At 35.7% G+C, this 26,059-nt stretch carries 28 protein-coding genes and 1 pseudogene; 10 read left to right on the plus strand and 19 right to left on the minus strand.

Annotated features, from left to right (window positions below; genetic code table 11):
• From AC1DEF_RS08960 to AC1DEF_RS08980, 5 genes are all read right to left on the minus strand, one after another.
• A complete protein-coding gene (locus AC1DEF_RS08960; protein WP_097823504.1) occupies nt 1-717 on the minus strand; it encodes a helix-turn-helix transcriptional regulator in 717 nt (238 codons plus the stop codon).
• A gap of 28 nt (nt 718-745) precedes the next feature.
• Nucleotides 746-1,378 carry an alpha/beta family hydrolase gene (locus AC1DEF_RS08965; protein WP_097823505.1) on the minus strand — a complete coding sequence of 211 codons (633 nt, stop codon included), beginning with the start codon at nt 1,376-1,378 and terminating at the stop codon, nt 746-748.
• A gap of 855 nt (nt 1,379-2,233) precedes the next feature.
• Nucleotides 2,234-2,620 carry a hypothetical protein gene (locus tag AC1DEF_RS08970; RefSeq protein ID WP_097823506.1) on the minus strand — a complete coding sequence of 129 codons (387 nt, stop codon included), beginning with the start codon at nt 2,618-2,620 and terminating at the stop codon, nt 2,234-2,236.
• 5 nt (nt 2,621-2,625) lie between these two features.
• Complete coding sequence (locus AC1DEF_RS08975; RefSeq protein WP_097823507.1) at nt 2,626-2,868, minus strand: hypothetical protein; 243 nt, start codon at nt 2,866-2,868, stop codon at nt 2,626-2,628.
• A 1,662-nt stretch (nt 2,869-4,530) separates the two neighbouring features.
• Nucleotides 4,531-4,689, minus strand: coding sequence for a hypothetical protein (locus tag AC1DEF_RS08980; RefSeq protein ID WP_477727348.1), 159 nt, complete (start codon nt 4,687-4,689; stop codon nt 4,531-4,533).
• A 253-nt stretch (nt 4,690-4,942) separates the two neighbouring features.
• Between AC1DEF_RS08980 and AC1DEF_RS08985 the strand changes: the two genes are divergently transcribed.
• The 3 genes from AC1DEF_RS08985 to AC1DEF_RS08995 all read left to right on the plus strand — a co-directional run bounded on the left by AC1DEF_RS08985 (nt 4,943) and on the right by AC1DEF_RS08995 (nt 5,857).
• Nucleotides 4,943-5,149 carry a hypothetical protein gene (locus AC1DEF_RS08985; RefSeq protein ID WP_097823509.1) on the plus strand — a complete coding sequence of 69 codons (207 nt, stop codon included), beginning with the start codon at nt 4,943-4,945 and terminating at the stop codon, nt 5,147-5,149.
• 142 nt (nt 5,150-5,291) lie between these two features.
• Nucleotides 5,292-5,564 (plus strand): DUF1827 family protein, encoded by a 273-nt coding sequence (locus AC1DEF_RS08990; protein WP_176521228.1) that lies wholly within the window; start codon nt 5,292-5,294, stop codon nt 5,562-5,564.
• Between the two features lie 71 nt (nt 5,565-5,635).
• Nucleotides 5,636-5,857, plus strand: coding sequence for a tyrosine-type recombinase/integrase (locus AC1DEF_RS08995; protein WP_097823511.1), 222 nt, complete (start codon nt 5,636-5,638; stop codon nt 5,855-5,857).
• Nucleotides 5,858-5,941: 84 nt separating this feature from the next.
• On the opposite strand, the gene AC1DEF_RS09000 is transcribed toward AC1DEF_RS08995, so the two are convergent.
• Together AC1DEF_RS09000 and AC1DEF_RS09005 are read right to left on the minus strand one after the other, a co-directional pair.
• Nucleotides 5,942-6,952 carry an LLM class flavin-dependent oxidoreductase gene (locus AC1DEF_RS09000; RefSeq protein ID WP_097823512.1) on the minus strand — a complete coding sequence of 337 codons (1,011 nt, stop codon included), beginning with the start codon at nt 6,950-6,952 and terminating at the stop codon, nt 5,942-5,944.
• Nucleotides 6,953-7,082: 130 nt separating this feature from the next.
• On the minus strand, nt 7,083-8,300 hold the full coding sequence (locus tag AC1DEF_RS09005) for an MFS transporter (protein WP_097823513.1): 1,218 nt from the start codon (nt 8,298-8,300) through the stop codon (nt 7,083-7,085).
• Between the two features lie 140 nt (nt 8,301-8,440).
• On the opposite strand from AC1DEF_RS09005, the gene AC1DEF_RS09010 reads away from it, so the two are divergent.
• On the plus strand, nt 8,441-8,722 hold the full coding sequence (locus AC1DEF_RS09010) for an acylphosphatase (RefSeq protein ID WP_028408645.1): 282 nt from the start codon (nt 8,441-8,443) through the stop codon (nt 8,720-8,722).
• A gap of 83 nt (nt 8,723-8,805) precedes the next feature.
• The gene (locus AC1DEF_RS09015; protein WP_025752250.1) at nt 8,806-9,582 is read left to right on the plus strand and encodes a 3-hydroxybutyrate dehydrogenase; all 777 of its coding nucleotides are present in this window, start codon (nt 8,806-8,808) and stop codon (nt 9,580-9,582) included.
• A gap of 38 nt (nt 9,583-9,620) precedes the next feature.
• Here AC1DEF_RS09015 and AC1DEF_RS09020 read toward each other — a convergent pair whose 3' ends face one another.
• The 8 genes from AC1DEF_RS09020 to AC1DEF_RS09055 all read right to left on the minus strand — a co-directional run bounded on the left by AC1DEF_RS09020 (nt 9,621) and on the right by AC1DEF_RS09055 (nt 18,450).
• Complete coding sequence (locus AC1DEF_RS09020; RefSeq protein WP_097823514.1) at nt 9,621-12,032, minus strand: S8 family serine peptidase; 2,412 nt, start codon at nt 12,030-12,032, stop codon at nt 9,621-9,623.
• 740 nt (nt 12,033-12,772) lie between these two features.
• Nucleotides 12,773-13,210: a S1 domain-containing RNA-binding protein gene (locus AC1DEF_RS09025; protein ID WP_013056909.1), complete on the minus strand. Its 438-nt coding sequence runs from the start codon at nt 13,208-13,210 to the stop codon at nt 12,773-12,775.
• Between the two features lie 181 nt (nt 13,211-13,391).
• Complete coding sequence (gene nadE / locus AC1DEF_RS09030) at nt 13,392-14,213, minus strand: ammonia-dependent NAD(+) synthetase (protein ID WP_013083029.1); 822 nt, start codon at nt 14,211-14,213, stop codon at nt 13,392-13,394.
• Between the two features lie 34 nt (nt 14,214-14,247).
• Nucleotides 14,248-14,928 carry a nicotinate (nicotinamide) nucleotide adenylyltransferase gene (nadD, locus tag AC1DEF_RS09035; RefSeq protein WP_025752246.1) on the minus strand — a complete coding sequence of 227 codons (681 nt, stop codon included), beginning with the start codon at nt 14,926-14,928 and terminating at the stop codon, nt 14,248-14,250.
• A gap of 15 nt (nt 14,929-14,943) precedes the next feature.
• Nucleotides 14,944-16,413: a nicotinate phosphoribosyltransferase gene (locus AC1DEF_RS09040; RefSeq protein ID WP_016763992.1), complete on the minus strand. Its 1,470-nt coding sequence runs from the start codon at nt 16,411-16,413 to the stop codon at nt 14,944-14,946.
• A 23-nt stretch (nt 16,414-16,436) separates the two neighbouring features.
• Nucleotides 16,437-16,985: a cysteine hydrolase family protein gene (locus tag AC1DEF_RS09045; protein WP_097823515.1), complete on the minus strand. Its 549-nt coding sequence runs from the start codon at nt 16,983-16,985 to the stop codon at nt 16,437-16,439.
• Between the two features lie 71 nt (nt 16,986-17,056).
• Nucleotides 17,057-17,833, minus strand: coding sequence for an NUDIX domain-containing protein (locus AC1DEF_RS09050; protein WP_097823516.1), 777 nt, complete (start codon nt 17,831-17,833; stop codon nt 17,057-17,059).
• Between the two features lie 221 nt (nt 17,834-18,054).
• Nucleotides 18,055-18,450, minus strand: a complete 396-nt coding sequence (locus AC1DEF_RS09055) for a CDI toxin immunity protein (RefSeq protein WP_013056903.1) — start codon at nt 18,448-18,450, stop codon at nt 18,055-18,057.
• Nucleotides 18,451-18,781: 331 nt separating this feature from the next.
• Here AC1DEF_RS09055 and AC1DEF_RS09060 point away from each other — a divergent pair, with 331 nt between their 5' ends.
• The gene (locus AC1DEF_RS09060) at nt 18,782-19,870 is read left to right on the plus strand and encodes an FAD-dependent monooxygenase (RefSeq protein ID WP_097823517.1); all 1,089 of its coding nucleotides are present in this window, start codon (nt 18,782-18,784) and stop codon (nt 19,868-19,870) included.
• A gap of 103 nt (nt 19,871-19,973) precedes the next feature.
• Here the strand turns inward: AC1DEF_RS09060 and AC1DEF_RS09065 are convergent, their stop codons facing one another.
• Both AC1DEF_RS09065 and AC1DEF_RS09070 read right to left on the minus strand, forming a co-directional pair.
• Nucleotides 19,974-20,309, minus strand: a complete 336-nt coding sequence (locus AC1DEF_RS09065; protein WP_013056901.1) for a helix-turn-helix domain-containing protein — start codon at nt 20,307-20,309, stop codon at nt 19,974-19,976.
• A gap of 203 nt (nt 20,310-20,512) precedes the next feature.
• The gene (locus AC1DEF_RS09070) at nt 20,513-20,638 is read right to left on the minus strand and encodes an anti-repressor SinI family protein (RefSeq protein ID WP_013083022.1); all 126 of its coding nucleotides are present in this window, start codon (nt 20,636-20,638) and stop codon (nt 20,513-20,515) included.
• A 232-nt stretch (nt 20,639-20,870) separates the two neighbouring features.
• Between AC1DEF_RS09070 and AC1DEF_RS09075 the strand changes: the two genes are divergently transcribed.
• The 3 genes from AC1DEF_RS09075 to AC1DEF_RS09085 all read left to right on the plus strand — a co-directional run bounded on the left by AC1DEF_RS09075 (nt 20,871) and on the right by AC1DEF_RS09085 (nt 23,857).
• Nucleotides 20,871-22,424, plus strand: coding sequence for an alpha/beta hydrolase (locus AC1DEF_RS09075; protein WP_097823518.1), 1,554 nt, complete (start codon nt 20,871-20,873; stop codon nt 22,422-22,424).
• Nucleotides 22,425-22,439: 15 nt separating this feature from the next.
• The gene (locus AC1DEF_RS09080) at nt 22,440-22,910 is read left to right on the plus strand and encodes a DinB family protein (RefSeq protein ID WP_097823519.1); all 471 of its coding nucleotides are present in this window, start codon (nt 22,440-22,442) and stop codon (nt 22,908-22,910) included.
• A 161-nt stretch (nt 22,911-23,071) separates the two neighbouring features.
• Entirely contained in the window at nt 23,072-23,857 is a 786-nt protein-coding gene (locus tag AC1DEF_RS09085; protein ID WP_097823520.1) for a nucleotidyltransferase domain-containing protein, read from the plus strand.
• Nucleotides 23,858-23,924: 67 nt separating this feature from the next.
• Here the strand turns inward: AC1DEF_RS09085 and AC1DEF_RS09090 are convergent, their stop codons facing one another.
• Nucleotides 23,925-24,122 carry a hypothetical protein gene (locus AC1DEF_RS09090; protein ID WP_097823521.1) on the minus strand — a complete coding sequence of 66 codons (198 nt, stop codon included), beginning with the start codon at nt 24,120-24,122 and terminating at the stop codon, nt 23,925-23,927.
• A gap of 350 nt (nt 24,123-24,472) precedes the next feature.
• Here AC1DEF_RS09090 and AC1DEF_RS09095 point away from each other — a divergent pair.
• Nucleotides 24,473-24,925, plus strand: a pseudogene (locus tag AC1DEF_RS09095) (hypothetical protein); the annotation flags it as partial.
• Nucleotides 24,926-24,997: 72 nt separating this feature from the next.
• On the opposite strand, the gene AC1DEF_RS09100 reads toward AC1DEF_RS09095, so the two are convergent.
• Nucleotides 24,998-25,840: a hypothetical protein gene (locus AC1DEF_RS09100; RefSeq protein WP_097823523.1), complete on the minus strand. Its 843-nt coding sequence runs from the start codon at nt 25,838-25,840 to the stop codon at nt 24,998-25,000.
• Nucleotides 25,841-26,059 lie beyond the last annotated feature (219 nt).

The following is a 26,059-nucleotide window of genomic DNA, read 5'->3' on the forward strand; positions in this document are numbered from 1 at the left end:
TTATTTGTCTGTTTTTAAGATACTTCGATATTGCGTGGGTGAGACTCCTTCTTGTTTTGCAAACCATTTAGTGAATGAAGACAAGGTGTAATAGCCGACTTCGTGCGCAATATACGTTATCGAGTAGCCCGTCTCTTTTAACAGTTCTTTTGCTTTATTTAAACGTATAAGTGCTACATAACTTTGAGGTGAATAACCCGTTTTTTGTTTAAACCAAGCAGAAAAATAGGCAGGATGATAATTTTCCAGCTTAGCAAGACTTTCTATGTTTAGCTCTTGATTAAAGTTAGCATGAAGATAATCAATGGATTTAAACGTTTGTTTCTTTGGCAAATAATGCTGAATGTAACGGACTAAATCTTCAAGCGCCCCTCTGTCAGCGCTTTTTTGAAGCCCATCAAGTAAAAGGTAGCGAATTGCTTTCCATGTTGAATCCCATTGAATAAAAGCGGCTTGTTGAGAAAGATGCGCACTTTCTGTAAATTTCAACGGAATATCAACAACTAAACATTCATTTGTATTTTTAGCTTGATACGTATGAAGCTGACGAGGCGGAATGTAAAAGCATCCTTCTTGTAGCGTTAAGTGCTGCTCACTTGCTTGAATATCAAGAGCACCTGCTAGCGGAAACAAAAGCTGACTGTAGTTATGATTATGAGTATGAGGTGAATAGCTGTAGGCTCTTTTTTCGCAAATAATTTCACGTAGCGTATCCATTTTGTGCCCCTTTCTCTTTTTTCTTACCTCACAAAATCATTTCTATACGACTCATAACGGTTTGTAACGCCTTTAACGAGTCGGGTGGAGAATAAAAAACATCCAATGAATGATCGGCATTTTCGATGACTTCAATATGCATCTTTTTTGTTTTTAATTGATAAACTGATTTATTGTAATAGTGATCACGAGTTCCTATTACAATAAGACCTTTATGAGTGCTTTCTAGTAAACTTTCAAACAGTTCTGTTCTTGTTAAAAGCGGGGTCAGTAAAAGCATCACTCCATCTTTATAGGCTGCATCTTTCATGATTCGCTGAATCAGCGGAATTGTGCCAATCGATTTTCCTGCAAATATGATATTTTTATAGTCGTTGTGAGATAAAACGTCTTGCAGCACGAGATTAATGTCTTTCATCATAACGTCTGCAATCTCATCTGTAGATTTTGTCATCATCTCTTTTGGATATGTATAGTGAATCTGAACCACGTCAATTTCGTGTTTTAGCATCAGCATCGTTACATAATACAATAACGGCTTTTCGTATGTATAGCCCAGGCCTGAAAACATAAAACAAATGCTACTAGACCCTTCCGTTTTAATATGTGTATAGGTAATCGTGCTTGTTTGGTTGCTTACACTTTTTTTATCTACGTGCATGTCACTCCTCCTTTTTAAATATTCTAACATTTAATTCTGTAAAAAAACTCATCTTTTTCTAAAAAAAACAAGCGGGATTCATAGTATGTCATTAAGCTATTGAAGAGCCGTTGTATTCACTTTCATTAGGTTCTGATTTTCAAAATATATCATTATAAATTAAATTATGTGGGGCAAAAATGGTGCATATCTTTTTGCCCTCTTCTCTTGTAGTCATTGGGACATATACGGCTTGGAATTATAAAAATCTACGTATTCTCTTTACACAGGCATTTAATAAAATACATGTTTGTTTACTCTTATAAAAGAAAGGCAATATTAATTATAAATAAAAATGGATAATATATATTTCTTTACAACTACTTAAAAGGAAATAACTCTTGACTTTAAAATCTAAATGGTATGTAAGAATATAAGGGATACAAAAATAAACTACCATATTATTAAATTAACTTAGCAATATTTCACATTAAATCAATATAGCTTACATAAAAAAAAGGCTCTATTTTGGCTTTGATAAAAATAATCACCTTCTACACCATAGCGACTAACCGCTTTACCATACTAGCACTATAAACCATAACTAAGCCGATGAGCTTACTACATCAGCATAACCATGAGAGAATACTGATGTCTAATGTACACATCAACAATCTTAAATATTATTTTAATATCATCTAGCTTCTCGTTAATAATATTAGATGCATAGATTGACGTATACTTATGATCCCTCATCTTTAGCATTGCCACCTTTTCTTTTTTATTTATTATTTAACACATATTCAACTTACATATTATAGACATAATAAAAAGCCACCCACTGTGAGTGACCTCAACTTATAAAAATATTCACTTTTATTTCAGCTCTAAAAGTAAATAACTTAGCGCCCTATCTAATGCTTCAGATATAGTTTCAACCTCTTCAATCAAATCTGCACCAGATTTTAAATGATAAGCCAAACCTATATCAAAAATTTTAATTCCTCCAGCAACTTGATAGTTAGATTTTAAAACTTTCCTCAAACTCAATGTAGGTCCTTGAATTTTAAATGAAACTAAACAGTCTGGAAATGAAATTTCATTTTTTTCTTTATTAAAATTGGCTTTAAACTGTTGATTATCATTTAGCTTTACATTTAACATCTCAACGAAAGAATCAATAATATCTTGAACCAGTAACAGTTCGAAATGTTTTCCTGAAATTTTAGAAACATAAGCATTAATCCAATTTTTATCGACCATATCTATTACCACCTTTTGTCTATTCTATTCGACAAAAAGTTATTTATTCTTACCTTATTATTTTTTTCTTCTGTAACCATAAACTGCACCACATTATTTAAATTGATATGCACTAGCTCTTTTTCATTCGAAACAAATTTTTCATGTTTTGTTATATGACTAATGACTTCTTTCTTTGATGTGGCTTCAAATTTTAATTCCTTTGTCCTGCCGTTTATAAATTCAAAAACAACTTTAAATTTAAGCATATGTGTATCACCTCTTCACCTACTAGTTCGACAAAGAATGACAAATCACCTGTTTTTAATAAAAAGGGACACTGATGAATCAGCATCCTTATGCTTATTACTTTAATAGAAACCCCTTAATCTGAAAGGTATGGCAGGTCCTGAAATAGGCGCTTGGCCCCCACTCAAAAACTTTGGCGCTTTAGCTGGCTTACCCAGTGGATAATTCCCCCACCAACTGTCAACTTCCCCACTAGCATTCAGTACATATCCAGTTGGACGTCCAAAAGAAGGCATAAAATAAGGGTAGAAAGTGTATGGGAAAGGAGTGTAGAAATTAGAATAGAACATGTGATCACCTACTTTGTCTTAAAGGTGTTGATACAACTCGTAAACAAGAGCCTTCATTAAGGTATGAAGGCTTTCTTATTAGTGTGTATCATATGCTTGAGTAAAATGACGAAGGGTTATTTAACTAATTATGGTAGAACCTACTTAATTCATCATGTTGGCTCAGTGTTGGTGCCAGTTTCAAGAATAAAAGGCTTGACTCATGACAATGTTTTGTCTGAAGAAAAGTTAAATCGTCTTCTTAAATCAATTGAAACTCACTGATATGTAACAACCGGTTCATCTCATGTTGATATTAACCTAACATTATTTCCTAACGGTGAATTTTACGTTGGTGCTGGTGATAATCATAGACCGTATTTAGCAAAAAAGCTCGGTATAACTATTATTAGAGCAGTTGTAGATGTGTGCATTCTACTTAACCTTTTAACAGAAGAACAACTTCAACATTTTGAATCTATAGGTTCTTACGATTTACCTAATAGCCCAGAATTAAAAGATGTAGCATAGGCCCTAGAACTAATGCCTGGCCAACAACTTACTAAACAAACTATAATTCATATTCGATAAGCACCTAATTGGCGCTTATTTTTTATTAGCTAAAATAAAAAATATACTGACGAATATAATTAGAACTCTTTAATTTATATCGTTCAGAAAGTCATAAGTTTTAGACAGAGATCAACCGTTTTTAAAGGTATACTTTTATAGACTATTTTAAGTAGTTAGTGCTCATAAAAGCAACAATATTATCCTTATGATACAAGCGAGCCCCTTGATACAATAAGGGAGTTCGCTTATATTTTTAGTTATTGTGAAACAACTATAACTTTTAGCCCACTCGAGGGAATCCGCCCATACCAGGGAATCCGCCCATGCCTCCATGTCTATCTAAACCTTGTCTTATGTTATCCATATTATCTCTCCTTCAAATAGGTTACAGTCTAGACTATGTAAAATCAGTAATAAGGCATAGACATATACCTATTCCACCAAAAAAATAATGAAATTACCAAAAATTTATTACTTATATTTATTAGATAACGTATTAGATTAAAGAGTAACAATATCATAATTGCTACATATTTATATACCCCACACTTTTAACGCCTTCATCACATCATCATTTTCACCTGATGGTCAATTGTTTTGGTGATATTGAACAGCAAGTAATACAACACTTACTGTTCTTTTTTTATTTATGTTACTTAAGTAAACAATTTGTCGTCATTTCATCATAATAAATAAGTTCAACCTAAATTAACCTTTAACGATTAACTTAGGTTGAACTTATTAAAATAAAAAAACATCCAACTATTAGAATACTTTTTCTTAAGACACTACTTTTTCAATTTTATTAGGATAAGTCCATTTAGCAGATGTAATTTCCTGTTTAAATAATTCTTTTTGTTCCTCTTTGTCATTCATTGCAACATAGGACTCCACGTTTTTTATATGGTCTATTTCACGTTTCATCTGTTCGTTCATCAAAGTTTTATAGGTATGTTCATGTCTAAATTATGTACTCTATCATCATTGTTCTGGACTTTAAATCTAATCGACATTTTACAATCCATGATAATTGGAGAATTTCCGTACTGAGATAGTTTTAAGAAAGTTGTCTTTACATTCTTATTTTTATATAATTCCACCATTTCCTCATATGGTTTTGTTGATATAATTCTACTATAACCGAAAGCAGGAAAAGTTAGCTCGCCGCTGGGGCTACAACGAAATATTATTTTTGTCTCGTCTTATTGAAGCTTTTCGTAATAATTGTACAAACCGATATGAAACTGCTTCTTTTTTAAATGTAACAGAAAATTTTTTACAAGAAGCATTAGATTGGTATAAAGAAAAATATGGTGTTTGCACTTTTTACGATGGTTACTTAATAGGCTTTGATCCGCTAATTATAGAAAAATTACCGCTTAACTCTGAATCTAATTAATAGGATGTATAATCTTTATTCCGCGCTTTATTAAAAAGCTAAACTTCTAAACCACTATCCTCTAAACTTACTCTTTCACGAGTAAATTAAGGATTAACTTTACCTTAAAACAGAACATACATTCCTAATAGAGGTGATTTACTTGAGATTTAAAGATGTAACTGCAGGAAGAAAAACGTTCGTTTCTTTTTTTAAACACCAAAGTGAGGATACGAATACAATCAAAATTTTTAGTAACGGAGCAACTAAGATTATTTACAGTAGCACTGAAAAGTCTGAAAAAGTCAGTATATCGAATCTTAAAAGAGACGTAAAACAATCTGAGGTATCATACGCAATAAAGAAAGTATTAATGGCTCAACCTGCTTCAGTTGAAATATTCTATAGCATCAATGGGGGTTATCCATATACATAAAAATAACTAATGTTAAACACAAGTTACTTAAAGGAGGTGAAATAGAGATTCTTATCGATTGGTTTAACATTATGAAGGCTATTACTAACAAAGCTAAACTGCATCACATAAGCCCTCATGGTTTACGACATACTCATGCAATTATGTTATTAGAGAGCGGAGCTGACATTAAATTCGTAAGCGATCGGCTGGGACATACTAACATTAAAATGACAGCTGATGTATATCTTCATATTACAAAAAAATATGAATCTGAAAACATTACTAAGCTAGATCGTTATTTAAGTAATTAGTGGGGCAAAAATGGGGCAAACGCCTATTACCCACTCTTCCCCTCCTCTCATATCAATAGCTTACTCACAAACCCCATCTTTTTCTTAAAAAAATGAGGGTTGAGGAAATAGCTCTGCAAGCAGTTCATAAGACTTCTTTTTTGCTTCATAATCATGGATATTTGTAATAATTAAAAATTCGTCGTTATCGTATTTTTGCTGCAGCTGAGTTAATCCTTGTTTTACTTCAGCTGGATTTCCTACGATCATACGAGGACGATTGGTGCTTATTTTTTTGAGCTCTTCTTCTGAATAAGAACGATTACGCACTTCCTCTATCGATGAAACCGTTGTATCTCCGCCTTTAGCTACTTTCAACAGCCAATCATCTAACGTTTTAGCGTGTTCCTCAGCTTCTTCTGTTGTTTCTGCACATACTACAAATACGCATACGTTGGTTTTAGGCGTTGATTGATACGAAGAAGCGATAAATTCTTGTTTATAATGACGAATGGCTTCTTGTCCTCCAACTGAGTAAATGAAATGTCCAAACGTAAAAGAGATGCCCAGTTCAGCAGCTGATCTTGCTCCTCTTTTATTAATACCAAGATGCCACAGCTCCGGCTTTGTTTCGCTCAGCGGATAAGCCGTCACACCGTAATACGGATGATTCGACGGCAAATTATGCTCAAGATGTCCTTTTAACGCTTGAATTTGCCGCGGGAATTCATTGAGGCTTTTACGGACTCCATCTGTCAGCGCAAGCCGAGTCAGCGCATCTCCTCCCGGTGACCGTCCAAGACCTAAGTCAATTCGATTCGGAAACAGATTTTCAAGCAGCTGAGCGTCTTCTGCTACTTTATACGGACTGTATTGAGGAAGAAGAACTCCTCCAGATCCAATTCGGATTCGGCTCGTTTGAGAAGCCAAGTGCGTCATTAAAAGAGTTGGAGATGAGCCTGCAAGACCGTTCGTATTATGATGTTCCGCTACCCAAAAGCGGTGGTAGCCCAACTCTTCCGTTAATTTAGCCAGCTCTACCGTGCGTTTTAACGCTTCCTTTGGTGTTGATCCGCTTGAAACAGGAGACTGGTCCAATACGCTTAGCTTAATCATAGGTGATTCTTCCTTTCGATTTTCAATTTCTATTGTCTCTATTGTAGGAGAAAAATATGAATTCGTCTTGAAATTTGCTTCACGCTCATAGAAAAAGCAAACGCTAAGGTGCGTTTGCTTTTTCTTTTTCTTATTTTGCTTCGTGCATTTCTTTCACACGCTTATCGCTCGGTAACAGCCATGTTAACAGTCCTAGAATTGGAAGATAGCTGCAAAACAGCATAATAAACTGAAGGCTGAAGACGTCGGCTAATTTACCGAATACAACAGCTCCTAAAGCTCCCATTCCAAAAGCAAGACCTACAATTAAGCCGGAAACCAAGCCAATTTTTCCTGGCATCAGCTCCTGAGCATAGACGACCGTGACGCTGAAACTTGACTGAAGAATAAAGCCGATTAGTACTAAAAGAGGTGCTGCCACTCCTAGAGAAACATGAGGCAGTAATAAAGTAAACGGTACTGAACCTAACATAGAAAACAATAAAATATTTCGTTTTCCGAAACGATCGGCAAGCGGACCTCCAAAGAATGTTCCAAACACCCCTGCAATCATAAATAAAAAAACGTAAAGCTGAGCGCTTTTGATAGGCAAATTAAATTTTTCAATGATATAAAACTGAAAGAAATTAAGGATGCCTGCTCCGTACCATGAACGTGCAAAAACTAGAAAAATTAAAAGTCCAACTGCAAAAATAATTTGCTTGTTTATCGTAAATGAAGCATCTGACTGCTTTTTCTTTAAGCGTTGACGAGTAGCTAACTCCGATTTATACCATTTAGAGACGCTATACAAAACCACTACGCCGATACCTGCAATTAACGTAAACCAAATCGTTCCAAACTGACCAAGTCCGATAAAGATAAATGCCGTAAATAGCGGAGCCATCGACTGTCCTGTATTTCCGCCAACTTGATAAATAGACTGCGCCAGCCCCCGTTTTCCTCCTGCTGCCATATACGCTACGCGAGAACCTTCGGGGTGAAAAATAGCTGAGCCAAATCCTACAAACAAGACAGATATAATCACAAAATAAAAATTTGGCGCTAAAGCGAGCCCAACCATACCAATCATGCTTAAACACATTGCAATTGGCAATAAAAATGGCGAGGGACGCTTATCGGCAAATACGCCGAACACCGGCTGCATAATCGATGATGTCATGTTTAAAGCAAAGGCAATCCAGCCGATTTGCGTGTAGTTTAAATTCATCGATTTTTCAAGGACAGGAAAAAGTGCCGGTATAACGGACTGCATACAATCATTTAGAAAATGTCCTAAACTAATAGCAAATAAAATACGATAAATCGTCGCCGGCTGCGCTTGCTGCGTTCGTGCTGCTGCTTGCATTCATAACCCTTCTTTCTTATTTAATCTACATCAAAACTGTTAAAGTCTTACAATGTCTTTTTCTATTATACAGTGAAAAGTAAGATTGTAGTTGTTTTCTTTTTTATAAAAAAGGGAAAATTGCCTGTGAGGTGAAAACAGTGAAAAAACATGTGCATATGATTGTGGACGGACGCGTTCAAGGAGTTGGGTTCCGTCACTACACGCAGCTAAAAGCAATGGAATGCTCCATTAACGGATGGGTACGAAATCGAGACGATCAAAAAGTCGAAATTGATGCTGAAGGTGAAGAAAGCAACATCCAAAAATTTATTGAAGAAATAAAAAAAGGTCCCTCACCGTTCGCTTCTGTTAGCAATGTGGAAGTAAAGATAGTAAACACCCCTTCCCACACCCATTCTTTTCGCGTGAAGTATAGTTAAAAAACTCGCTAAATTAAGATAATTTTTGATAAAATGGAAAAGTAAGCGATTTTATATTTTCTACATATAAGGGGGCAAAAACGATGGTTGAAAACAAAATTGTGTTAATTACAGGTGCAGCTCAGGGTATTGGTTATCAAATTGGTGAGCGCTTTGCTGAAGACGGAGCGACTGTTGTCTTAACTGACTTAAATGAAGATGGCGTTAAGAAAGCAGCAGATAAATTGAAGACAAAAGGCTACGAAGCATTAGGCATTAAAGCAGATGTGACAAAGGAAAGTGATATTGAACAAATGATTGCTCAAACGGTTGAAACATATGGCCGCCTTGATGTATTAATTAACAATGCTGGCATGCAATTTGTTTCCCCTCTCGAAGAATTTCCTACTGAAAAATTTGAACTTTTAACGAAAATTATGCTTGTTGCACCTTTTGTTGCGACTAAGCATGCGTTTCCTATTATGAAAAAGCAAAAATTCGGCCGCATTTTGAACATGTCTTCCATTAACGGTTTGATTGGTTTCTCAGGAAAAGCGGCGTACAACAGCGCTAAGCACGGCGTAATTGGCTTAACGAAAGTGGCTGCTCTTGAAGGTGCAGAGCACGGCATTACGGTAAATGCGATTTGCCCTGGTTATGTTGATACGCCGCTTGTTCAAAATCAATTAAAAGATTTGGCACGTACGCGAAATGTAGCGCTTGAAAAAGTACTAGAAGAAGTCATTTATCCTCTTGTTCCTCAAAAGCGCTTGCTTGCTGTCGATGAAATTGCAGATTATGCCATGTTTTTAGCAAGTGATTTAGCAAAAGGAGTAACCGGCCAAGCTGCTGTAATCGATGGTGGATATACGGCTCAATAAAAAAAGAGTGTCAGTTAGACTGGCACTCTTTTTTTTATTTATTTAATTTCGAATTCTCCTAAAGAACCGGTCGTCTGACCTGCTTTTGCTGCTTCTGCGTATAAATAATACGTTCCCGCTGGAAGAGCTTCACCATTAATCTTTCCGTCCCACGTTGCGCTAGAGAATCCTTTTCCTACATTCGTATACGAACTTAACAATTCCCCTTTTTCTAACGTTGCATCGTAAATGTAATAGCTAAGCTTCTCTGCTCCGCCTGGTAAATAACTGCCGTATTCAAATGATCCATTTCCAAGTACATCTACATACGCAGAAGTAACGCGAGGATAATCCGGCTCTTTTACAAATAAGATGGTTGGAACATCGTACGTTTCTTTATTGTTACTTACGGTAATTGTCCCTTCGTAATAGCCAGGAGATAATTTCCCTGCATCTACTTTTACATTCAGGTTTACTTTTTGCGTTTTTCCTGCATTAACAACTAAATCGTTTGTTGATTTAACGTCAATTGCCTGATGGCTTTTCTTAAATTTTACTTTGACCGAGTATTTTTGACTGTGATTTGATAGATTTTTAATCTTAAAGCTTTGTTTTTCTACTTGTTTCCCTTTATCTTTATAAAAGACACCGTACGAGTGACTTCCTGGTGTAATAAGCGTTTTTGCTTTAATTGCATCTACTACGCGCATGCTTCCTGCACCTTGCGTATTATGAGGATAAACCAGCCCGTTGCGGTCACGAAGCAGTTCCGTTGTATTCATTAAAGATGCTTTTACATCTTCTACTTTATAATTTGGATGCGCCTGTAAAATTAACGCTGCTGCTCCTGCTACGTGGGGTGCTGCCATACTTGTTCCTTGCTTTGATCCATATCCATGAGGGTTGCTTGGATCATTGGTTGGCACTGTGCTGATGATATCGACTCCAGGTGCCGAAATGTCCGGCTTAATCATCCATGTATCAACAACCGGTCCGCGAGATGAAAAGTCAGCCATTGTTTCATCAACTGTCTGATCAAATGTTGCAGTAAAAGAGCCCGTAACGGATCCTTTTGCTAAAGAAGCTGCCAAAGCTTGTCCATCGGCTTTTGATAGGCGAATACTTGGCAGAGATGTGCCTGGAATATCAGGGATTGTCCCTTCTACGTTGTTGTAAATCACCGTTGCCACAGCACCGGCTTTTTTCGCATTGTCAACTTTGTCTACAAACGCAATGTCGCCGCGAGAAATAACCGCTACTTTTCCTTTTACATCCTTTCCTTCAAAGTCTTCTGGTTTTCCGAGTCCGACAGGTACAAATTCATACTTTTTACCACTTGCATCTAGTAATGCCTTGTCATTTGGAAAGCCCATTACTTCAGCTGAAGCATAGCTTGCGTTATCCACAGTTAATGTCGTTTTATACAAATTGTAAGGAAGCTGAGTTGCACCAACTGAAATAGCTTCACGAGATGTTCCCGGAGACCCTACTGTCCAGTTAGCTGGTCCACTGTTTCCATTTGACGTAACGGCAACTACTCCTTCTTCCATTGCCCAATCTAATGCAATACTCGTTGCCAAGTCCGGATTATTAATCGTATCTCCAAGCGACAGGTTCATTACATCCGCTCCGTCTTCTACCGCACGGTCAATACCGGCGATCACGTCTTCTGTTGTACCTGTTCCTCCTGGCCCTAGTACACGATAAGCAAGTAAATGAGCATCAGGAGCTACCCCTTTAATTTTCCCGTCCGCTGCAATTGTTCCTGCTACGTGCGTTCCGTGCGTTGTTGCTTCGCCTTTTGGATCTCCAGCAGGCGTTTCTTGAGGATCTTTGTCATCATCTACAAAATCCCATCCTTTATATTTCTCAAACGCTGACTTTAAATCCGGGTGGTCGTAATCAACGCCTGTATCGATAACGGCTACGGTCATATTTTTACCTGTATACCCTGATTTCCACGCTTGATCTGCTCCCACATAGTAAATGCTTTTATCCATTTCAGAACCGTATTCTTCCGCACTCACTTCTTTAGATTTCACTTCTGTTGTATGATATTCAACGCTTGGGTAAATAGCTTTTACTCCGGGCAAACTTGCTACTTTTTCAAGGTCATTAGCCGGAAGTTCCGCTGAAAACCCGGAAAACACTTGGTCATATTCACGCTTTACTTTTGAAGTTTTAGAAGCTTTTGAAAGCTCTTTTTTCACTTCGTCACGCGCTTTTTTAATCTTTCCTTTACTTTGCGCTACTCCTTTTTTCTTTGCTTCCGCTACAGACTCTTCATTTAACTCCACAATAACTTTTACTTTTTTAGCCGACTTTAAGTTATAGTCTCCTTGAATTTTAACTAAAGACGGTTCAAGCGCTGGTTTTGAATTTCCGTTGGCGGATGCTCCCATTGCAAAAGAAGATAAAGCAACCGAAAATGCTACTGTACTTAATACAGACCGAATTGATACTTTTTTCATTTTGTTTTCCCTCTCCATTTCTCTCTATACTTCGTGCTACTATGTATGCCTTCATCCCCAGAACATACGCATCTTTTACTTAGCTAGTGAGCTAAAAACTAGAATAGTATGGAAGTTCTATATATTACTATAAAATCCTTGAGTCTATGGAATCATTTTATATATTTATGCAAATTAAGCACTAATGCTCAAAAAATGAAGAATTTTGTCTATTTCTCGTCTTTCTGTAACTTTTTTATTCCTAAAATTATGAGTAGATTAGATGAATATACAAGAATACTGACGAATTTCTGTTAATTTAGCTATTTTTATCAGGGACTCATTCCTACTTTTCCTTTGCTTACTTATAAGGTTTTTTTATTATTTTAAGAAAATTGTTCTTATAAGCTTTTTTTATTTTATCACTTATTATTTAGAACATAGTTTAATTTAATATAAAATATCGCACTTAATTAAATGAAATTTTCAAAAATTACGAATAATAAAATGAGATCTTGCAGATACTAACGTCAACGCTCGCACAAAGGGAGGCATGATTATGATAGATTTAAATTTCATCCTACTCATCCTTGATCTTCTCTCATCACTTGTCACTATTGGCATCTACTTTACAACCAAGTAGTACCTAACCTTCTCTTTACTCTTCTAGCGCATGTACTTAAGCTATTACAAAAAAGAAGCAAGCCAATTTTTATTGGCTTGCTTCAGCTATATAATAAAGTAGTTAAAGTGGAAGGGATTTATCCGCGTCTTCCGCCTCTGCCACCTCGTTTTGATTCAGTGCTGCGTTTTAGTGTAGATAAATTATCTTCACTATCTTTTAAGAAACGCGCCATTTTTTGTTCGAAGTTTTCCTTTGGTTGGAAGTTGCTTTTAGAACGATTATCATTATTTCTTGCCTGACGTGGCGGGCGTTGTGAATAAGAAGATGAGGGTCTTTCAGGTTTATCTATTGCTTTTTTAATCGATAATCCAATTTTTCCGTCTTTCTCATTAACGACTTTCACTTCAATCTCTTGACCAACTTTAAGATGGTCATTAATGTCTTTTACATAGCTGTCAGCTACCTCACTAATATGTACAAGCCCAGTTTGACCTCCAGGTAATTCTACAAATGCTCCAAAATTAGTAATACCTGTTACTTTACCTTGTACCTTGCTACCTACTTCAACTGCCATAAAAAATGTTCCTCCTCAATAATATTAAAAGCACTTCATTATACCAAAGTGCGTAAGAATAACAAAGTGTGTATGAGAAAACAATTTGTTAAATTACACTTTTTCCGCCTCTTTTTTGTTTTATGAAAGAAATCAGTCAAAATAATGCCCATATTAGGTATACCTAATATGGGCATTTCTCTCATTTCCACCATTCATCAAACATGCTAGCCGGTAACTGACGTTTATGTTCCGTAATACGATAGCGCTGTTCAATTTTTTCAGCGGCTTCTTGTGATACTTCTTTTCCTTCCAAATAATCGTCTAGTTCATCATAAGAAATTCCTAGTTCCGTTTCATCAGATTGACCAGGACTATTATCTAACAAGTCAGCTGTTGGTACTTTTTCATACAATCGTTTATCTGCACCTAATTCTTTTAGCAATGCTTTTCCTTGACGTTTTGTTAGTCCCGTTAGAGGCAGCACGTCTGCTCCGCCATCTCCGTATTTCGTAAAAAAGCCTGTTACTGCTTCTGCTGCATGATCGGTTCCGATAACTAAAAGGCCGTTTTCTCCTCCGATTGCATACTGTACAATCATACGCGTACGTGCTTTGACATTTCCTTTATGAAAATCAGACAGCGCTATATCTGTCGCACCTGTAAACGAACTTTCAAATGCTTCCACCGTGTTTTTAATATTAAACGTATATGTTTCATTAGGTTTAATAAATTCTAGTGACGCCTTCGCATCCGCTTCATCATGCTGCGTGCCATGGGGCAAGCGAACGGCTACAAATTTTGCTTCATATTCTTCTTTTCGCAATTCGTCTACAGCAATCTGTGCTAATCGTCCAGCTAAGCTAGAGTCCTGCCCCCCGCTTATACCTAATACAAAGCCTTTTGCATTTGCTGACTTTAGGTAGCTTTTCAGAAAATCAACGCGGGCACGAATTTCTTGTGCTGGATCAATTTCAGATTTCACATGTAGCTCTTTTCTTATTTTTTCTTGCATGTCTGACATGATACATGCTCTCCTTCCATTATATGTAGATTTCTTACTGATACAGTCCATGTTTTTTACTATAAAAATAACAGAGATCAGGCATTAAATATCTTGGTTCTCCGCCCCGGGCAAATTCTTGACGAATATAAGTAGAGCTGATTTCCATCGCCAGCCCTTTATCAAGAAGCTGAAACCGGCCGTCGTCATAATTTCGAAGCAAAGGAGAATGACTAATAGCTTTCAACATGTCTATTCCCTCTCTTGCCATGATGATAAACTGGTTTTTACTAATAAGTTCATCTGCTTTCTTCCACTTGCCTTCACCAATATCTTGCAGTAAGTCGGCTCCCATAATAAAAAATAAATCAGCGTGTGGAAGCAATTTTTTAAAGTGCTCCATAGTGTAGTATGTGTAATGATAGCCCGGCAATACGTCTAGCTCATACGTATCGAGCAAAAATTTGGGGTTATCTTTAATCGCTAAGCTAACCATATTTACACGGTGCTCATCCAACGTCTGGAGCTTTTTATCTGTTCGTTTGTGCGATGAAGGCAAAAAGATAATAGCATCTAGCTTCTTTCGATGCGCAACCGTTGATGCCGTCCAAAGATGAACATTGGTAACCGGATCAAAAGAAGAACCATAAATACCAATTTTCGCTCCTTTTTCTAAAAGCTTATCTATTTTTTTATCAGGGTTTAGCTGTTGAAAATAAGCAAGCGTATCTGACATGTCTCCAGCTCCCTACTATTTTTTATTTAGGGCTTCTGCTACTTTTTGTTTTACGTACGCAATTTGACGCGTTTTATTTTCCCAACATTTTTCGCTTAAATCTACTGGATATTCTTCAGGATTGCGCGTGCGCTTATATTCATCCCAAAGCAGCTCTAAATTATCTTTTACGTACTGCTGAATTTCCTGAAGTTCTTCTGTTTCATACACAAGCTCTCCGTTTACAAAGATATCATGATGGAGTTCTTTTGCTTCAAAATTTGTGACGAATTTACTGATAAACGTATGAACAGGATGGAACATTTTTAAACGTTCTTCGCTTTGAGGATCTTCGTCTTCCATCGTGATATAATCCCCTTCAGATTTCCCATTCAAATTATTAATAATACGATATACGCGCTTTAATCCTGGTGTACTCACTTTTTCAGGATTTGCGCTAATTTTAATCGTATCCATCATCTCGCCATTTTCTCCTTCAATAGAAACGAGTTTATACACTGCACCAAGCGCGGGCTGATCATATGCAGTAATGAGCTTAGTACCAATCCCCCACATGTCTATTTGTGCCCCTTGCGACTTTAAATGCATAATCGTATCTTCATCTAAATCGTTGGAAGCAACAATTTTTGTCTCTGTAAACCCTGCTTCATCTAACATTTGACGAGCTTTTTTAGACAAATATGTTAAATCGCCGCTGTCTAAGCGAATCGCTGTAAAATTAATTTTATCGCCTAATTCTTTTGCTACTTTAATGGCGTTGGGAACTCCTGATTTTAACGTATCGTACGTATCAACTAGAAACACGCAGTTTTTATGGCGACGAGCATATTTATGAAATGCAATATATTCGTCTTTATAAGCCTGCACCATGGCATGAGCATGCGTTCCTGCAACTGGAATTCCAAATTTCTTTCCTGCTCGCACGTTAGAAGTAGCACCAAATCCGCCAATATAGGCTGCTCTTGTTCCCCAAATGGCAGCGTCCATTTCTTGAGCGCGGCGTGTTCCAAATTCCATTGCCACTTGATCTCCTACTACATGTTTGATTCGAGCTGCTTTCGTCGCAATCAGCGTTTGGTAATTCACAATATTCAAAATAGCTGTTTCTACGAGCTGAGCTTCAATTAATGGTGCTTCTACACGTAAAATTGGTTCATTATGAAATACAAGCTCACCTTCACGCATACATCGAATCGTTCCAGTAAACGTAAGATCTTTTAAGTAAGCTAAATAATCTTCTTTAAAACCTAATTCTTCATGCAAGTAGGTTAAATCTGATTCGCTAAATTTAAATGCTTTAATATATTCAATAATTCTTTCTAATCCAGCAAAAACAGCATAGCCATTTCCAAAAGGAAGTTTGCGGAAGAAAACTTCAAAAACAGCCTTCTTTTGATGAATATTATCTTCCCAGTACGTTTCTCCCATATTAATTTGATATAAATCGGTGTGTAGCATTACGCTGTCATCTGTAAACATATTCATTGATTTCCTCCACTTTTATGTCCTTAAATAATTTCTGCCCCGAGGCAAGATTTAAAATGTTCAAGCGCCCACTCATGGCCTTTTTGATTAAAGCTTGCTACGGCTTTTTCATAAATATAAATAGCAAATCCTTTATTATAGGCATCTACTGCTGTATGAAGTACACAAATATCCGTACATACACCTGCTAAGTAGACATCGGTAATTTGTCTTTCTCGAAGTTTAATCTCCAGATCTGTTCCAGCAAATGCGCTGTATCTCGTTTTATTCATCCATTCTACATTTGCCTGTGATCGATACACATTATATAAATCATTTAACTTTCCGTATAGCTCTCTTCCTGCAGAACCTTCAACATTATGAGGCGGAAACAGCGCTGATTCTGGATGCAAGGAATCATTTTCTTTATGAAAATCAATGGCGAACACCACATACTCGTTTTCCTCAATAAATTGACGCGTAATATCGCTTATGAATGTTTCTATTTGTCTCCCTGGTTCTCCGCATGTCAAAGCTCCGTTTTCAGCTACAAAATCATTTGTATAATCGATGTTAATCAGTGCTTTTTTCATTATGTTTCCCCCTCATACGTAAAAATTAACAGTTAACATATTGTTAATTATTTAAATTGAAAGTTTTTCTTTTAATAGCGTGCTGTATAGATTGGCTTCATCACATTCATTTCAACAAACCGGTAGAGCTTTGTTGGTTTTTTAGACGTTCTCGTCGTTGTTTTTCCGTCTACTTCTTCAATAAATGGCAGCATTCTTATTTTTCGTGCAAAGGCCTGATCACTTTTAATCGCTGCATCATCCGTTACGGTAAGCAACACAGCCTGCAGCTCAGAGTATGTAAACTGAGAAGGCAGAAATTTCTGGGCAATGGTCGTTTGCAATAAATCTTTCTTAATTTCCTTGATTGCATCTCGAATGATGATTTCATGATCAAAAGCTAAAGGCAATGAAAAGATTTCATCTATTTTAAACAATTCAACTCGAGCAGCATCATCATTCGCTTTTCGCTTTATTAGACTATCTTCTGGGACGATTGCATAATGTGCGTTTGTAATGACCCATCCTCTATCGTCTCTGCCAGGCTCATCATAGACACCATAGTGTTTTAAATGAATATCCTTTACGCCAGTTTCTTCTTCGAGCTCTCTTTTGGCCGCTTCAAAAGCTGATTCATCAGGATGGACAAATCCGCCGGGAAGCGCCCACTTTCCTGCTTCGCTGTTCTTTTCTCCCTCTGCATTCATCATTGCTCGTTGGATAAGCATTAATTTCAAACTCATTTTAGGTGGTTTGTATGGTTCTTTTTCTTCCGTCACAATCGTAAATACAGCAATATCTGACGTATAGCCATAGGGTTTAGGGTATTCTTTTTTCGTTTGATTCGTCATTGCTTTATTGTTCGACATTCATCATTTCTCCTGATCGCTCTTTTTACAATTAACAATATGATTAATGTTAATTATATTTATTTTATGGAAAATGTCAATACTTTTCCCACTAATTATAAAGAGAAGGTAATTTATGTTGTAAATAACGTTATGTTTCGTATTTTTCAGATTTTATATGCATAAAAAGCTGAGTGAAGAAGTTCTAATTCGCCTCCTCTCTCAGCTTTTTTTCCTTTTAATTAACGTGCTGCTAAACCAATCATCATTTTACCGTCTTTAAAATACTCAATTACATAGTCAACAGACGGACAGTAAATAAATGCTTCTTCTGTCAGATCAGCTGTTTGTTGAAAAAACAGTAAAGCCTGAGCTAAATCGACGCTTACAGCTTTAGTTGCTCGTTTCCAGAATAAAACAACCTGATGTTCTTTTATATTCATCTCTTGAAGCCATTTTTTGATTTCTTCAATATGCCGGGTGGACTTTTTAATTAATACTTTTCTCCAATTAATTTGCATGATTGTTAAAAAAGGAAAGGTGTTTGAAAGTTTTTCGAAGTAAATGCTTGTCTGCCTTTTTGTTAGCAAATCTGCACTGTTACCCAATGTTTGAATATAATGTTCTACTTTTGTCATAATCATCCTCCAGTCGAAATTGGAGTTTGCTAGAATTTTCAGAAACGATCTCTACTCTTCTTGCTAAAAATCCTGCAGCTTTCCAACCGTGCTTTTTCTCAACAATTTTGAAATTTAACCTTTTTATACAAATTATTCAAAATAATTTGTGTATTTTAGTTTACCATAAAACTTAATCTTTGACTTTGATTATATAGAACCTTATTTGTGTTTTGTCCAAAGAGCGAATTTCATAGAAGAAAAGCTATAAAAAAGTTGACATTAACATTTATAAAAGTTAATATACTTACTAAAAGTAACTCAATTGCATATAACAAACAAGGTGAAGAAAATGAACTATCGAACAGATGTGTGTATAATAGGAGCCGGACCAGGCGGTGCTCTACTGGCCTATCTACTGGCTAAACAAAATATATCAACTATACTGATAGAGAGATCTGATACGCTTGGAAAAGAATTTCGAGGCGAACATTTAAATGAAAATGGAGAAATGATTCTTAAGAAACATCATATATTTGAAGAAATTGAAAGCTTAGGCCTCCTTCGAATGTCTAGGGTCGAATACTGGAAGGATGGACATATATTCAAAACGATAGAATCTGAACTTGGACATGCAGGAATTCATGTGCCACAGCAGCATCTCCTTCAGTCTATAAATAACCAAGCAAGCATCCATCCCTCCTACAAACTTATGCTGGGCACAAAAATAACGGAACTAATGCAGAATGAAAAAGGCCAATATACTGGAATAAAAGCTCAGCAAAAAGGCCAAGGTGAAATAATAGTTGAAAGTAAAATCATTATTGGAGCAGATGGTCGATATTCAACTGTTCGCAAACTTGCGCACATAAAAACCAATATTCATAATCATGGATACGATTTGCTTTGGGCGAAAATTCCTGCACCAGCCAATTGGGAGCCTTCTATTAAATTTGCACTTGTGAAGCAGCAGCAGGTGGCGCTTTTTTCTCAAGCAAAAGGCTTTGTTCAAATCGGATGGAATATTGAAAAAGGCAGCTATCCTGCTCTTCGGAAACAATCATTTAGACCGTTTATTCAGCGTTTAATAGACGCTTTCCCTAGCTTAAACCTTTCAATAGAAAGGTTTATTACGTCGTGGTCAGACTTTACGCTTCTTTCTGTGCAAAGCAGCATAAGCGAAGTATGGTCAAAGCATCACCTGTTATTATTAGGGGATGCTGCTCATACGATGACCCCCACTGGCGCTTTTGGATTAAACGAGTCATTAAAAGACGCTGACTTACTGTCTGACTTACTGCATCAAGTTTTTTATCAAAACAAAGAGATTTCAGAAACATTGAGACAGTTTGAACAGAAAAGAAAGCCTAAATTAATAACTCTTGAACGTATTCAGTTTCAGCGAGAAAAAGAATTCTCGTCCCATTTTATTTCTTCTTAAGCCTAAAAAAGAGATTCCATAGATAAATGGAATCTCTTTTTTGTAATCATGATTTTTTAGCAGTTATTCTATGTAAGTTCTCTTTTATGTATATTCCGCGAAGTTAATCTTGCTTTGCCCGCTGCCATTTTTGAAATTCAAGAAATTGTTTAAACTGCTCTTTGCTTATTCCTGACTCCGCTGCTTCTTTTGCTAACTCAAGCCACTCATCATCAATATCCAACGATTCAGATTTATCCATAGGCTCATGAATTAATCTATCAATACTCACGTTCAATGAGGTAGAAATTTTGTTTAGAAATTGAATAGATGGGTTGAGCTGAATTCCTCTTTCTACTGAAGATATGTAGGATTTAGCAACACCCGCTCGGTTTGCAAGTTCTGTTAGCGATATTCCTTGTTTCGTTCTGAGATCTCGAATACGTTGGCCAATTGTCATTTTAATCACCCTTACTAATGCTTACTTATCGATAATAATACCATAATTTCACTTTACCGTGCATTATAAATAAACGTTCTTACCATAAAGGGGTGATTATACATCTAAAAAAGGGTGATTATGCATCTAGTAAAGATAGCTTGAGACTGGTTATAAAGGTTATCTATACTTGGGAACGATTTATTCCCTTATCATTGTATCGGCTAAGCATTTGAACTAATGCTTTGTAAAAATTGTCTAACTTCCTCGATGCTTATACCTGTTTGTTTTGCTTCCATTATGAGCATAACCCATTCTAAGTCTAACGTATTTTCGTCTTTAAAATTCATAATTCTCCTCCTTTCTTCTTTTTTCGAAATTGATAACGTTTTCTTTTTTCTATTTTTGGGCATTCTCTCTTATTTCTCACTATGGTTTTACAGTATAATGGATATTACTAGAACATTAGACATTTTTTAATTACTAAAAAGCACCTATTTTTTTGAAATTTTTGTCTATTCTTATCATAATAATTTTACCGTTACACAAACGCTACAGTTAGACACTAGGAGGATTGTTTTTATGCCTTTTCTGCATACGGCGACAGAAAAAATTTACTATGAAGTTCATTCGCCCGCGTTCACTGACCAGACAGACACCATTGTGATGATTCATTCTGTTATCACTGATCATACGCTTTTTGATTCTATTACTGCAGAATTAACCCAACATTATTCTGTTATTCAATACGATTTGAGAGAGACAGGAAACAGCGCCTCCGCTACAGGGGAAATATCGTTTGAGGCTCATATTGAAGATCTTTTCCACTTATTACATACGTTACATATAAAAAAATGTTACTTAGTTGGAGTGGGATTTGGAGGACAAATCGCTGTTAAATTTGCTGCTCGCTATGAATTTCTTATTGAAGGACTGATACTATTGTCTCTTCCTTTTTATTCAGATAGCACCCTTCAAAAGATTAAGAGATGTTACAACGAAGAAAGTAAAAACCAAATACCGGTAGAAAAAATTTTCGAATTAGGCAAACTAGAGAGTCTGGAACCTACAAACATACAACAGGTAATTGAAAGACTAAAAAAATTGGATCCCGGGGTATATTTCCGCTTTCTTAAACTATCTATTACAGACAATCTATTTCAAGAGTTGACTAGTATTTCACTTCCTGTACTCACTTTATCTGGCCAACATGATTTGCTGCTTTCATCACAGTATCTGATTTCAAAAACGATGTTTTTAAAAAACTACAGTCATATGACCATACCTAACGCTCATTCTTCATTTCTAGTAAAAGAAAAAACAGCTTTACTCAAAGAAATTGTTATAGATTTTATTAAAAGTAATACACAACAATTACCTTCTTTAAAGAATGATCCTATGAAAATACTTAAGAACTGGGAAAGTGACACAGCTATAGATATACAAAAAGATTTTCATTCACATACACCCTCTCTTAAAGTAGATTTTTTGTACTCTTTTTCCGTCTATGTAAATGGCCAGCTTATTACAGAAGGCTGGAATAAGCGCTTTGCTCAAGAAATTTTACTATATCTTATTTTTCATCATTCTATCAGCAGAGAACAGCTATGCGAAGCGCTGTGGCCTGATGTACCTTTAAGCAATGCCAAAAAGAATTTACGCGTCTACTTGTCTCATTTAAAAAAGTTATTGAACGCAGAAAAGGAAGAGCCAGTTTTACTTGTTAACAGGCAGCTCATTTCTTTAAACGCCGATGTGTCGAGCGATGGATTAGACTTACTAACTGACCTTCAGTGGATTACCGAACAGTCTGATCCGGCGTTGAAATTTAAGGAAGCTGAACAGCGACTGCACCAATTAGTTCCTCATTATTTAACAACGATTTATGACGATTGGTTCCTTGATATCCGAGTAAAAATAGAGATTATTCTTCTTGACTTATTAATCTGGATGAAAGAATGGCTTTGTGAGAATGGAAAAGTTTCAAAAGCCGTATTTTTACTCATTAAATTTATTGATTTAGTAGAAGAAAAGGAATTCATTTATGATGAAATTGTCGATTGCTATATTAAGCTCGATAACAATGAAAAATCAGAGTACTGGCTCGATCAAAAAATGCGGTATTTATTTGAATAAAAAGGATGTGAATGCATGAATTCGTACTGTAAGATGGTGTTTAATCAAATAAACGTTAACATCCATTCCCTAACCGCAATTATTAATGACGTTACAGAAGAAGAGCTTGCTTATCGTCCCCTCCCTCACAAGCGGTCTATTCAAGAGCTGCTTCAGCATTTATGTCTCATTTGCAGTGCAGACTATTATATTTCCTTAGGCTACTCTGCAGATAAAATGAATGACTTTTATCTGCAGCATCCAGCTTATACAAAACTTGAACTCAAAGCAGCTTTAGTAGAGGGCTTCAATCAGCTAAAAGCAGTTTACTCTTCTTTTGACGAACAAAAGCTATTTTCACTGCAGACATCCTATTGGGGATGCACGTATACACGTTTTGAGTGGCTGCTTGAAATTCAGTCTCATTTATACCATCACCGTGCAGAACTGTATACGCTTCTAACCTGTTACCGCAGAAACGGATTGGATGTAGTGCTTTTTGAGTGATATAATTCTTTACTCTCTATATTTTATTTTCGTAGATTTTTAGAGTCCTAAAGGAAGCTTCTTTTATTTATTTACCATTTTCCATCCATTATGAAATATAATAGGAGAAATAGTAATAGCTTTTGTATATAGAAAGCATTAAAAGAAAATGAGGTTGGGTTATGAGAGAAACAATCGTTGCAGCTTTAAAGAAAATTGAAGAAGATTACGACGTAAAAGTATTATACGCTTGTGAATCTGGAAGTAGAGCGTGGGACTTTCCATCTAAAGATAGCGATTATGATGTTAGATTTATTTATATTCATAAGAGGAATAAATATTTAAGCATTGATCCAATGGGTGTAGGTAAAAAGCGAGATGTAATAGAGCTACCTATTAATGACCTATTAGATGTTAGCGGCTGGGACTTAACCAAGACATTAAAACTTTTTAGAAAATCAAACCCACCCTTACTAGAATGGATGCAATCAAACATTGTATATTACAAGGCGTATTCAACATTTGATAAAATGAAAGAACTACATTCTAACATCTTTATTCCTACTTCTTGTATATACCACTATTTAAATATGGCTAGAAATAACTTTCGAGAGTATTTACAAGGTGACGAAGTAAAAATCAAAAAATATTTTTATGTTTTAAGACCTGTGCTAGCTGCTAAGTGGATTGAGCAATATAACGAATTTCCTCCACTAGAATTCCCTATTCTCTTAGAGAAACTGTTACTAGAAGGAGAATTAAAAGAAGAGGTTAGCAAGCTGTTAAAGCGTAAAATTAGTGGTGATGAGTTAGATTTAGAACCACGCATCAATGTTATTAATGAATTTTCAAACTTAGAAATTGACCGTTTAGACAGATACGTCAGAACTTTATCTGTAGAATTAGATGACCCTACATATGAATTAGATCAATTGTTTAGAGATACTTTAGACGAAGTTTGGAACTAAGTATAAAACAAAAAGGCTTATCCCTAATGCAAGTAGCAGCGGATAAGCCTTTTATTTATAATTTTTATTAAAGCGGTATATTATTATTCGTATTTTTTGTTTCATTTAAATAGCTCTCCACATATATTTGTTCTGCATCTGTAGCATTTTTAATTCCATCCTCCGGACTAAATTCAATGCTTCTCCTTACGGCTACACGATCTGCAATGTAACCCATTGCTAACAAAAACACTATACATCCGCCTGCCCACATCCACATTGTCATTTTACTACCCCCTTTTTTAATTTTAATATTACATTTGATTACTTCTTAGGAATTTAATTAGTTTACTCCCCTCCTTTTACTGACCCAGTAAAAGGATTAATTTCATAAGTTAAATCGCTTCAGGTCCCTTTTTCTTCTTTAGTTCACCTAGCGTCGCGTAATACAGCATATATTCTCCGACTGTATATTAAATGTTTTTCCGCAAAAAGGAATTTAAATTAACATTCCCTATACTTACTATACGTTTTAGCACGAAGAAAAGTTTCAGAAAATTACATTAATAATTTTTGAGTTGATTTTCAACAAATCTGATTATAATTTTTTATGTTTCATCCTAAATAATTTCAAAACTGCTGCCAATCTATCTACAAAGCATTTGAGGCTTTACGCCGCTTCAATCAGATCTACTATTATTGCCAGATGCATTAATTATGGTGCCGATTATGACTGCAGGTATGAACCAATTACCTCAACATTTAATTTCTCACGGTACAGCTTTAAGTAATACAATTCGTCAAGTTGCAGGTTCAATTGGTACGGCTATACTCGTTACAATTATGACACAGCAAACTACTGAACATCTTTCAAACTACATTAATACACTAACAACTAACAATGATTTCTTTAGTAGCCAACTTAGTCAGTTAGGTACTAGCGGTATTATGTCGCTATACGCTAAGGCAATAAAAACTTCGACTATAGATGGCATTAACGATGCATTCTTATTTGCTACATTATTAGGTCTGGTTGCACTTTTACTCTCTTTCTTCTTGCGTACACCAAAGATTAACAGAGAGAAATAAAATAAAAAGCCGTTTCTTTGGGTGAGAAACGGCTTTTTATTTTAATGAATAATTGTATTTAAAGCATATATCTTACATTTGGATATCATATTTAGATTCAAATGTAGACACTTTTTCTTTAGCATCTAAAAATTGTGTTTCAGCAGCTTTTGTGTTTTCTTCTAAAGTTGATTTATCCTTACCGCTTTCTTTTTGTAGAACTTCTAGCATTTCAACTTGCTTATTTAATGACGAAGTTACGCTAGTGACTGCGGAATTCAATTGATTATATTCTTCAGTACTAAAGCTATCTTTATATTTCTCCAACGCTTCCTTAACAAGCTTTATTCTTTTCATAGGCATTCCTTGTATAGACTTAATAGCCTCAGTTGCGTCTGCATCAATTTTTTCATAATCGTAGCTATCTGCATTAAAATCTTTGTCTAACTCAATCGTGTTCACTGCATTAAAGTGCTGAGTAATATCGGCTTTCGTTAATACAATATGCATATGAGTACCTATTGCAGCCTCGTACACATCTACTGCCGAACCGTAACGCTTTTGAGCTTTTATTGCTTGATTATTACTTAAATTGTCTATCTCAGTTTTTAAGTCTTTTAAGTGTTTGTCTAGTTCACCATCATCGCCTTGAAGAATATTCTTGCTTTCAATTGACTTTGCAAGTATGTTAAAGTCTGCTTCAAAAACAAGATAATCATCAGATTCCATATATCCTTTTTCTTTTGTATATTCTTCATACTCACTCTCTAATTTAGAGAGTTTTTGTTCGAGTTTCTTCTGCTCTTTCCCCATTTGTTTCTGCTCTTGCTTAGCAGATTCTTGTTTTTGTTCTTCTTTTGTTGACCCACAAGCTACTAAACTAATAGATAGCAAAGATGCTACAAGTCCTAGGCCGATTCTTCTTAATTTTTTCATTTGTTTCTCCTTTTTTTGGTATGTAGTTTTTTCACCCAACAATGATAGCATATATTATGTACTCCAAGAGAACGATTTTAGTAAAATTATCAAATTTTCTATAGATGAGCCATTAAAAGCAACAGTATTTTATCTATTAGTAGCAGCTTTAAAAACCTCTTATCCGCAGTTTTGCTAACAATTACTTAATTATTAGACCTTTTATCTGACGCGCAATGA

The organism is Priestia sp. 10L35, assembly GCF_056395685.1.

What these genes read in the sequence shown, in the direction of transcription:
- AC1DEF_RS08960 (WP_097823504.1), bottom strand. Translation starts at nt 717, where the DNA reads ATGGATACGCTACGTGAAATTATTTGCGAAAAAAGAGCCTACAGCTAT.
- AC1DEF_RS08965 (WP_097823505.1), bottom strand. Translation starts at nt 1,378, where the DNA reads ATGCACGTAGATAAAAAAAGTGTAAGCAACCAAACAAGCACGATTACC.
- AC1DEF_RS08970 (WP_097823506.1), bottom strand. Translation starts at nt 2,620, where the DNA reads ATGGTCGATAAAAATTGGATTAATGCTTATGTTTCTAAAATTTCAGGA.
- AC1DEF_RS08975 (WP_097823507.1), bottom strand. Translation starts at nt 2,868, where the DNA reads ATGCTTAAATTTAAAGTTGTTTTTGAATTTATAAACGGCAGGACAAAG.
- AC1DEF_RS08995 (WP_097823511.1), top strand. Translation starts at nt 5,636, where the DNA reads ATGAAGGCTATTACTAACAAAGCTAAACTGCATCACATAAGCCCTCAT.
- AC1DEF_RS09000 (WP_097823512.1), bottom strand. Translation starts at nt 6,952, where the DNA reads ATGATTAAGCTAAGCGTATTGGACCAGTCTCCTGTTTCAAGCGGATCA.
- AC1DEF_RS09005 (WP_097823513.1), bottom strand. Translation starts at nt 8,300, where the DNA reads ATGCAAGCAGCAGCACGAACGCAGCAAGCGCAGCCGGCGACGATTTAT.
- AC1DEF_RS09015 (WP_025752250.1), top strand. Translation starts at nt 8,806, where the DNA reads ATGGTTGAAAACAAAATTGTGTTAATTACAGGTGCAGCTCAGGGTATT.
- AC1DEF_RS09020 (WP_097823514.1), bottom strand. Translation starts at nt 12,032, where the DNA reads ATGAAAAAAGTATCAATTCGGTCTGTATTAAGTACAGTAGCATTTTCG.
- AC1DEF_RS09025 (WP_013056909.1), bottom strand. Translation starts at nt 13,210, where the DNA reads ATGGCAGTTGAAGTAGGTAGCAAGGTACAAGGTAAAGTAACAGGTATT.
- nadE (WP_013083029.1), bottom strand. Translation starts at nt 14,213, where the DNA reads ATGTCAGACATGCAAGAAAAAATAAGAAAAGAGCTACATGTGAAATCT.
- nadD (WP_025752246.1), bottom strand. Translation starts at nt 14,928, where the DNA reads ATGTCAGATACGCTTGCTTATTTTCAACAGCTAAACCCTGATAAAAAA.
- AC1DEF_RS09040 (WP_016763992.1), bottom strand. Translation starts at nt 16,413, where the DNA reads ATGAATATGTTTACAGATGACAGCGTAATGCTACACACCGATTTATAT.
- AC1DEF_RS09045 (WP_097823515.1), bottom strand. Translation starts at nt 16,985, where the DNA reads ATGAAAAAAGCACTGATTAACATCGATTATACAAATGATTTTGTAGCT.
- AC1DEF_RS09050 (WP_097823516.1), bottom strand. Translation starts at nt 17,833, where the DNA reads ATGTCGAACAATAAAGCAATGACGAATCAAACGAAAAAAGAATACCCT.
- AC1DEF_RS09055 (WP_013056903.1), bottom strand. Translation starts at nt 18,450, where the DNA reads ATGACAAAAGTAGAACATTATATTCAAACATTGGGTAACAGTGCAGAT.
- AC1DEF_RS09060 (WP_097823517.1), top strand. Translation starts at nt 18,782, where the DNA reads ATGAACTATCGAACAGATGTGTGTATAATAGGAGCCGGACCAGGCGGT.
- AC1DEF_RS09065 (WP_013056901.1), bottom strand. Translation starts at nt 20,309, where the DNA reads ATGACAATTGGCCAACGTATTCGAGATCTCAGAACGAAACAAGGAATA.
- AC1DEF_RS09070 (WP_013083022.1), bottom strand. Translation starts at nt 20,638, where the DNA reads ATGAATTTTAAAGACGAAAATACGTTAGACTTAGAATGGGTTATGCTC.
- AC1DEF_RS09075 (WP_097823518.1), top strand. Translation starts at nt 20,871, where the DNA reads ATGCCTTTTCTGCATACGGCGACAGAAAAAATTTACTATGAAGTTCAT.
- AC1DEF_RS09080 (WP_097823519.1), top strand. Translation starts at nt 22,440, where the DNA reads ATGAATTCGTACTGTAAGATGGTGTTTAATCAAATAAACGTTAACATC.
- AC1DEF_RS09085 (WP_097823520.1), top strand. Translation starts at nt 23,072, where the DNA reads ATGAGAGAAACAATCGTTGCAGCTTTAAAGAAAATTGAAGAAGATTAC.
- AC1DEF_RS09090 (WP_097823521.1), bottom strand. Translation starts at nt 24,122, where the DNA reads ATGACAATGTGGATGTGGGCAGGCGGATGTATAGTGTTTTTGTTAGCA.
- AC1DEF_RS09100 (WP_097823523.1), bottom strand. Translation starts at nt 25,840, where the DNA reads ATGAAAAAATTAAGAAGAATCGGCCTAGGACTTGTAGCATCTTTGCTA.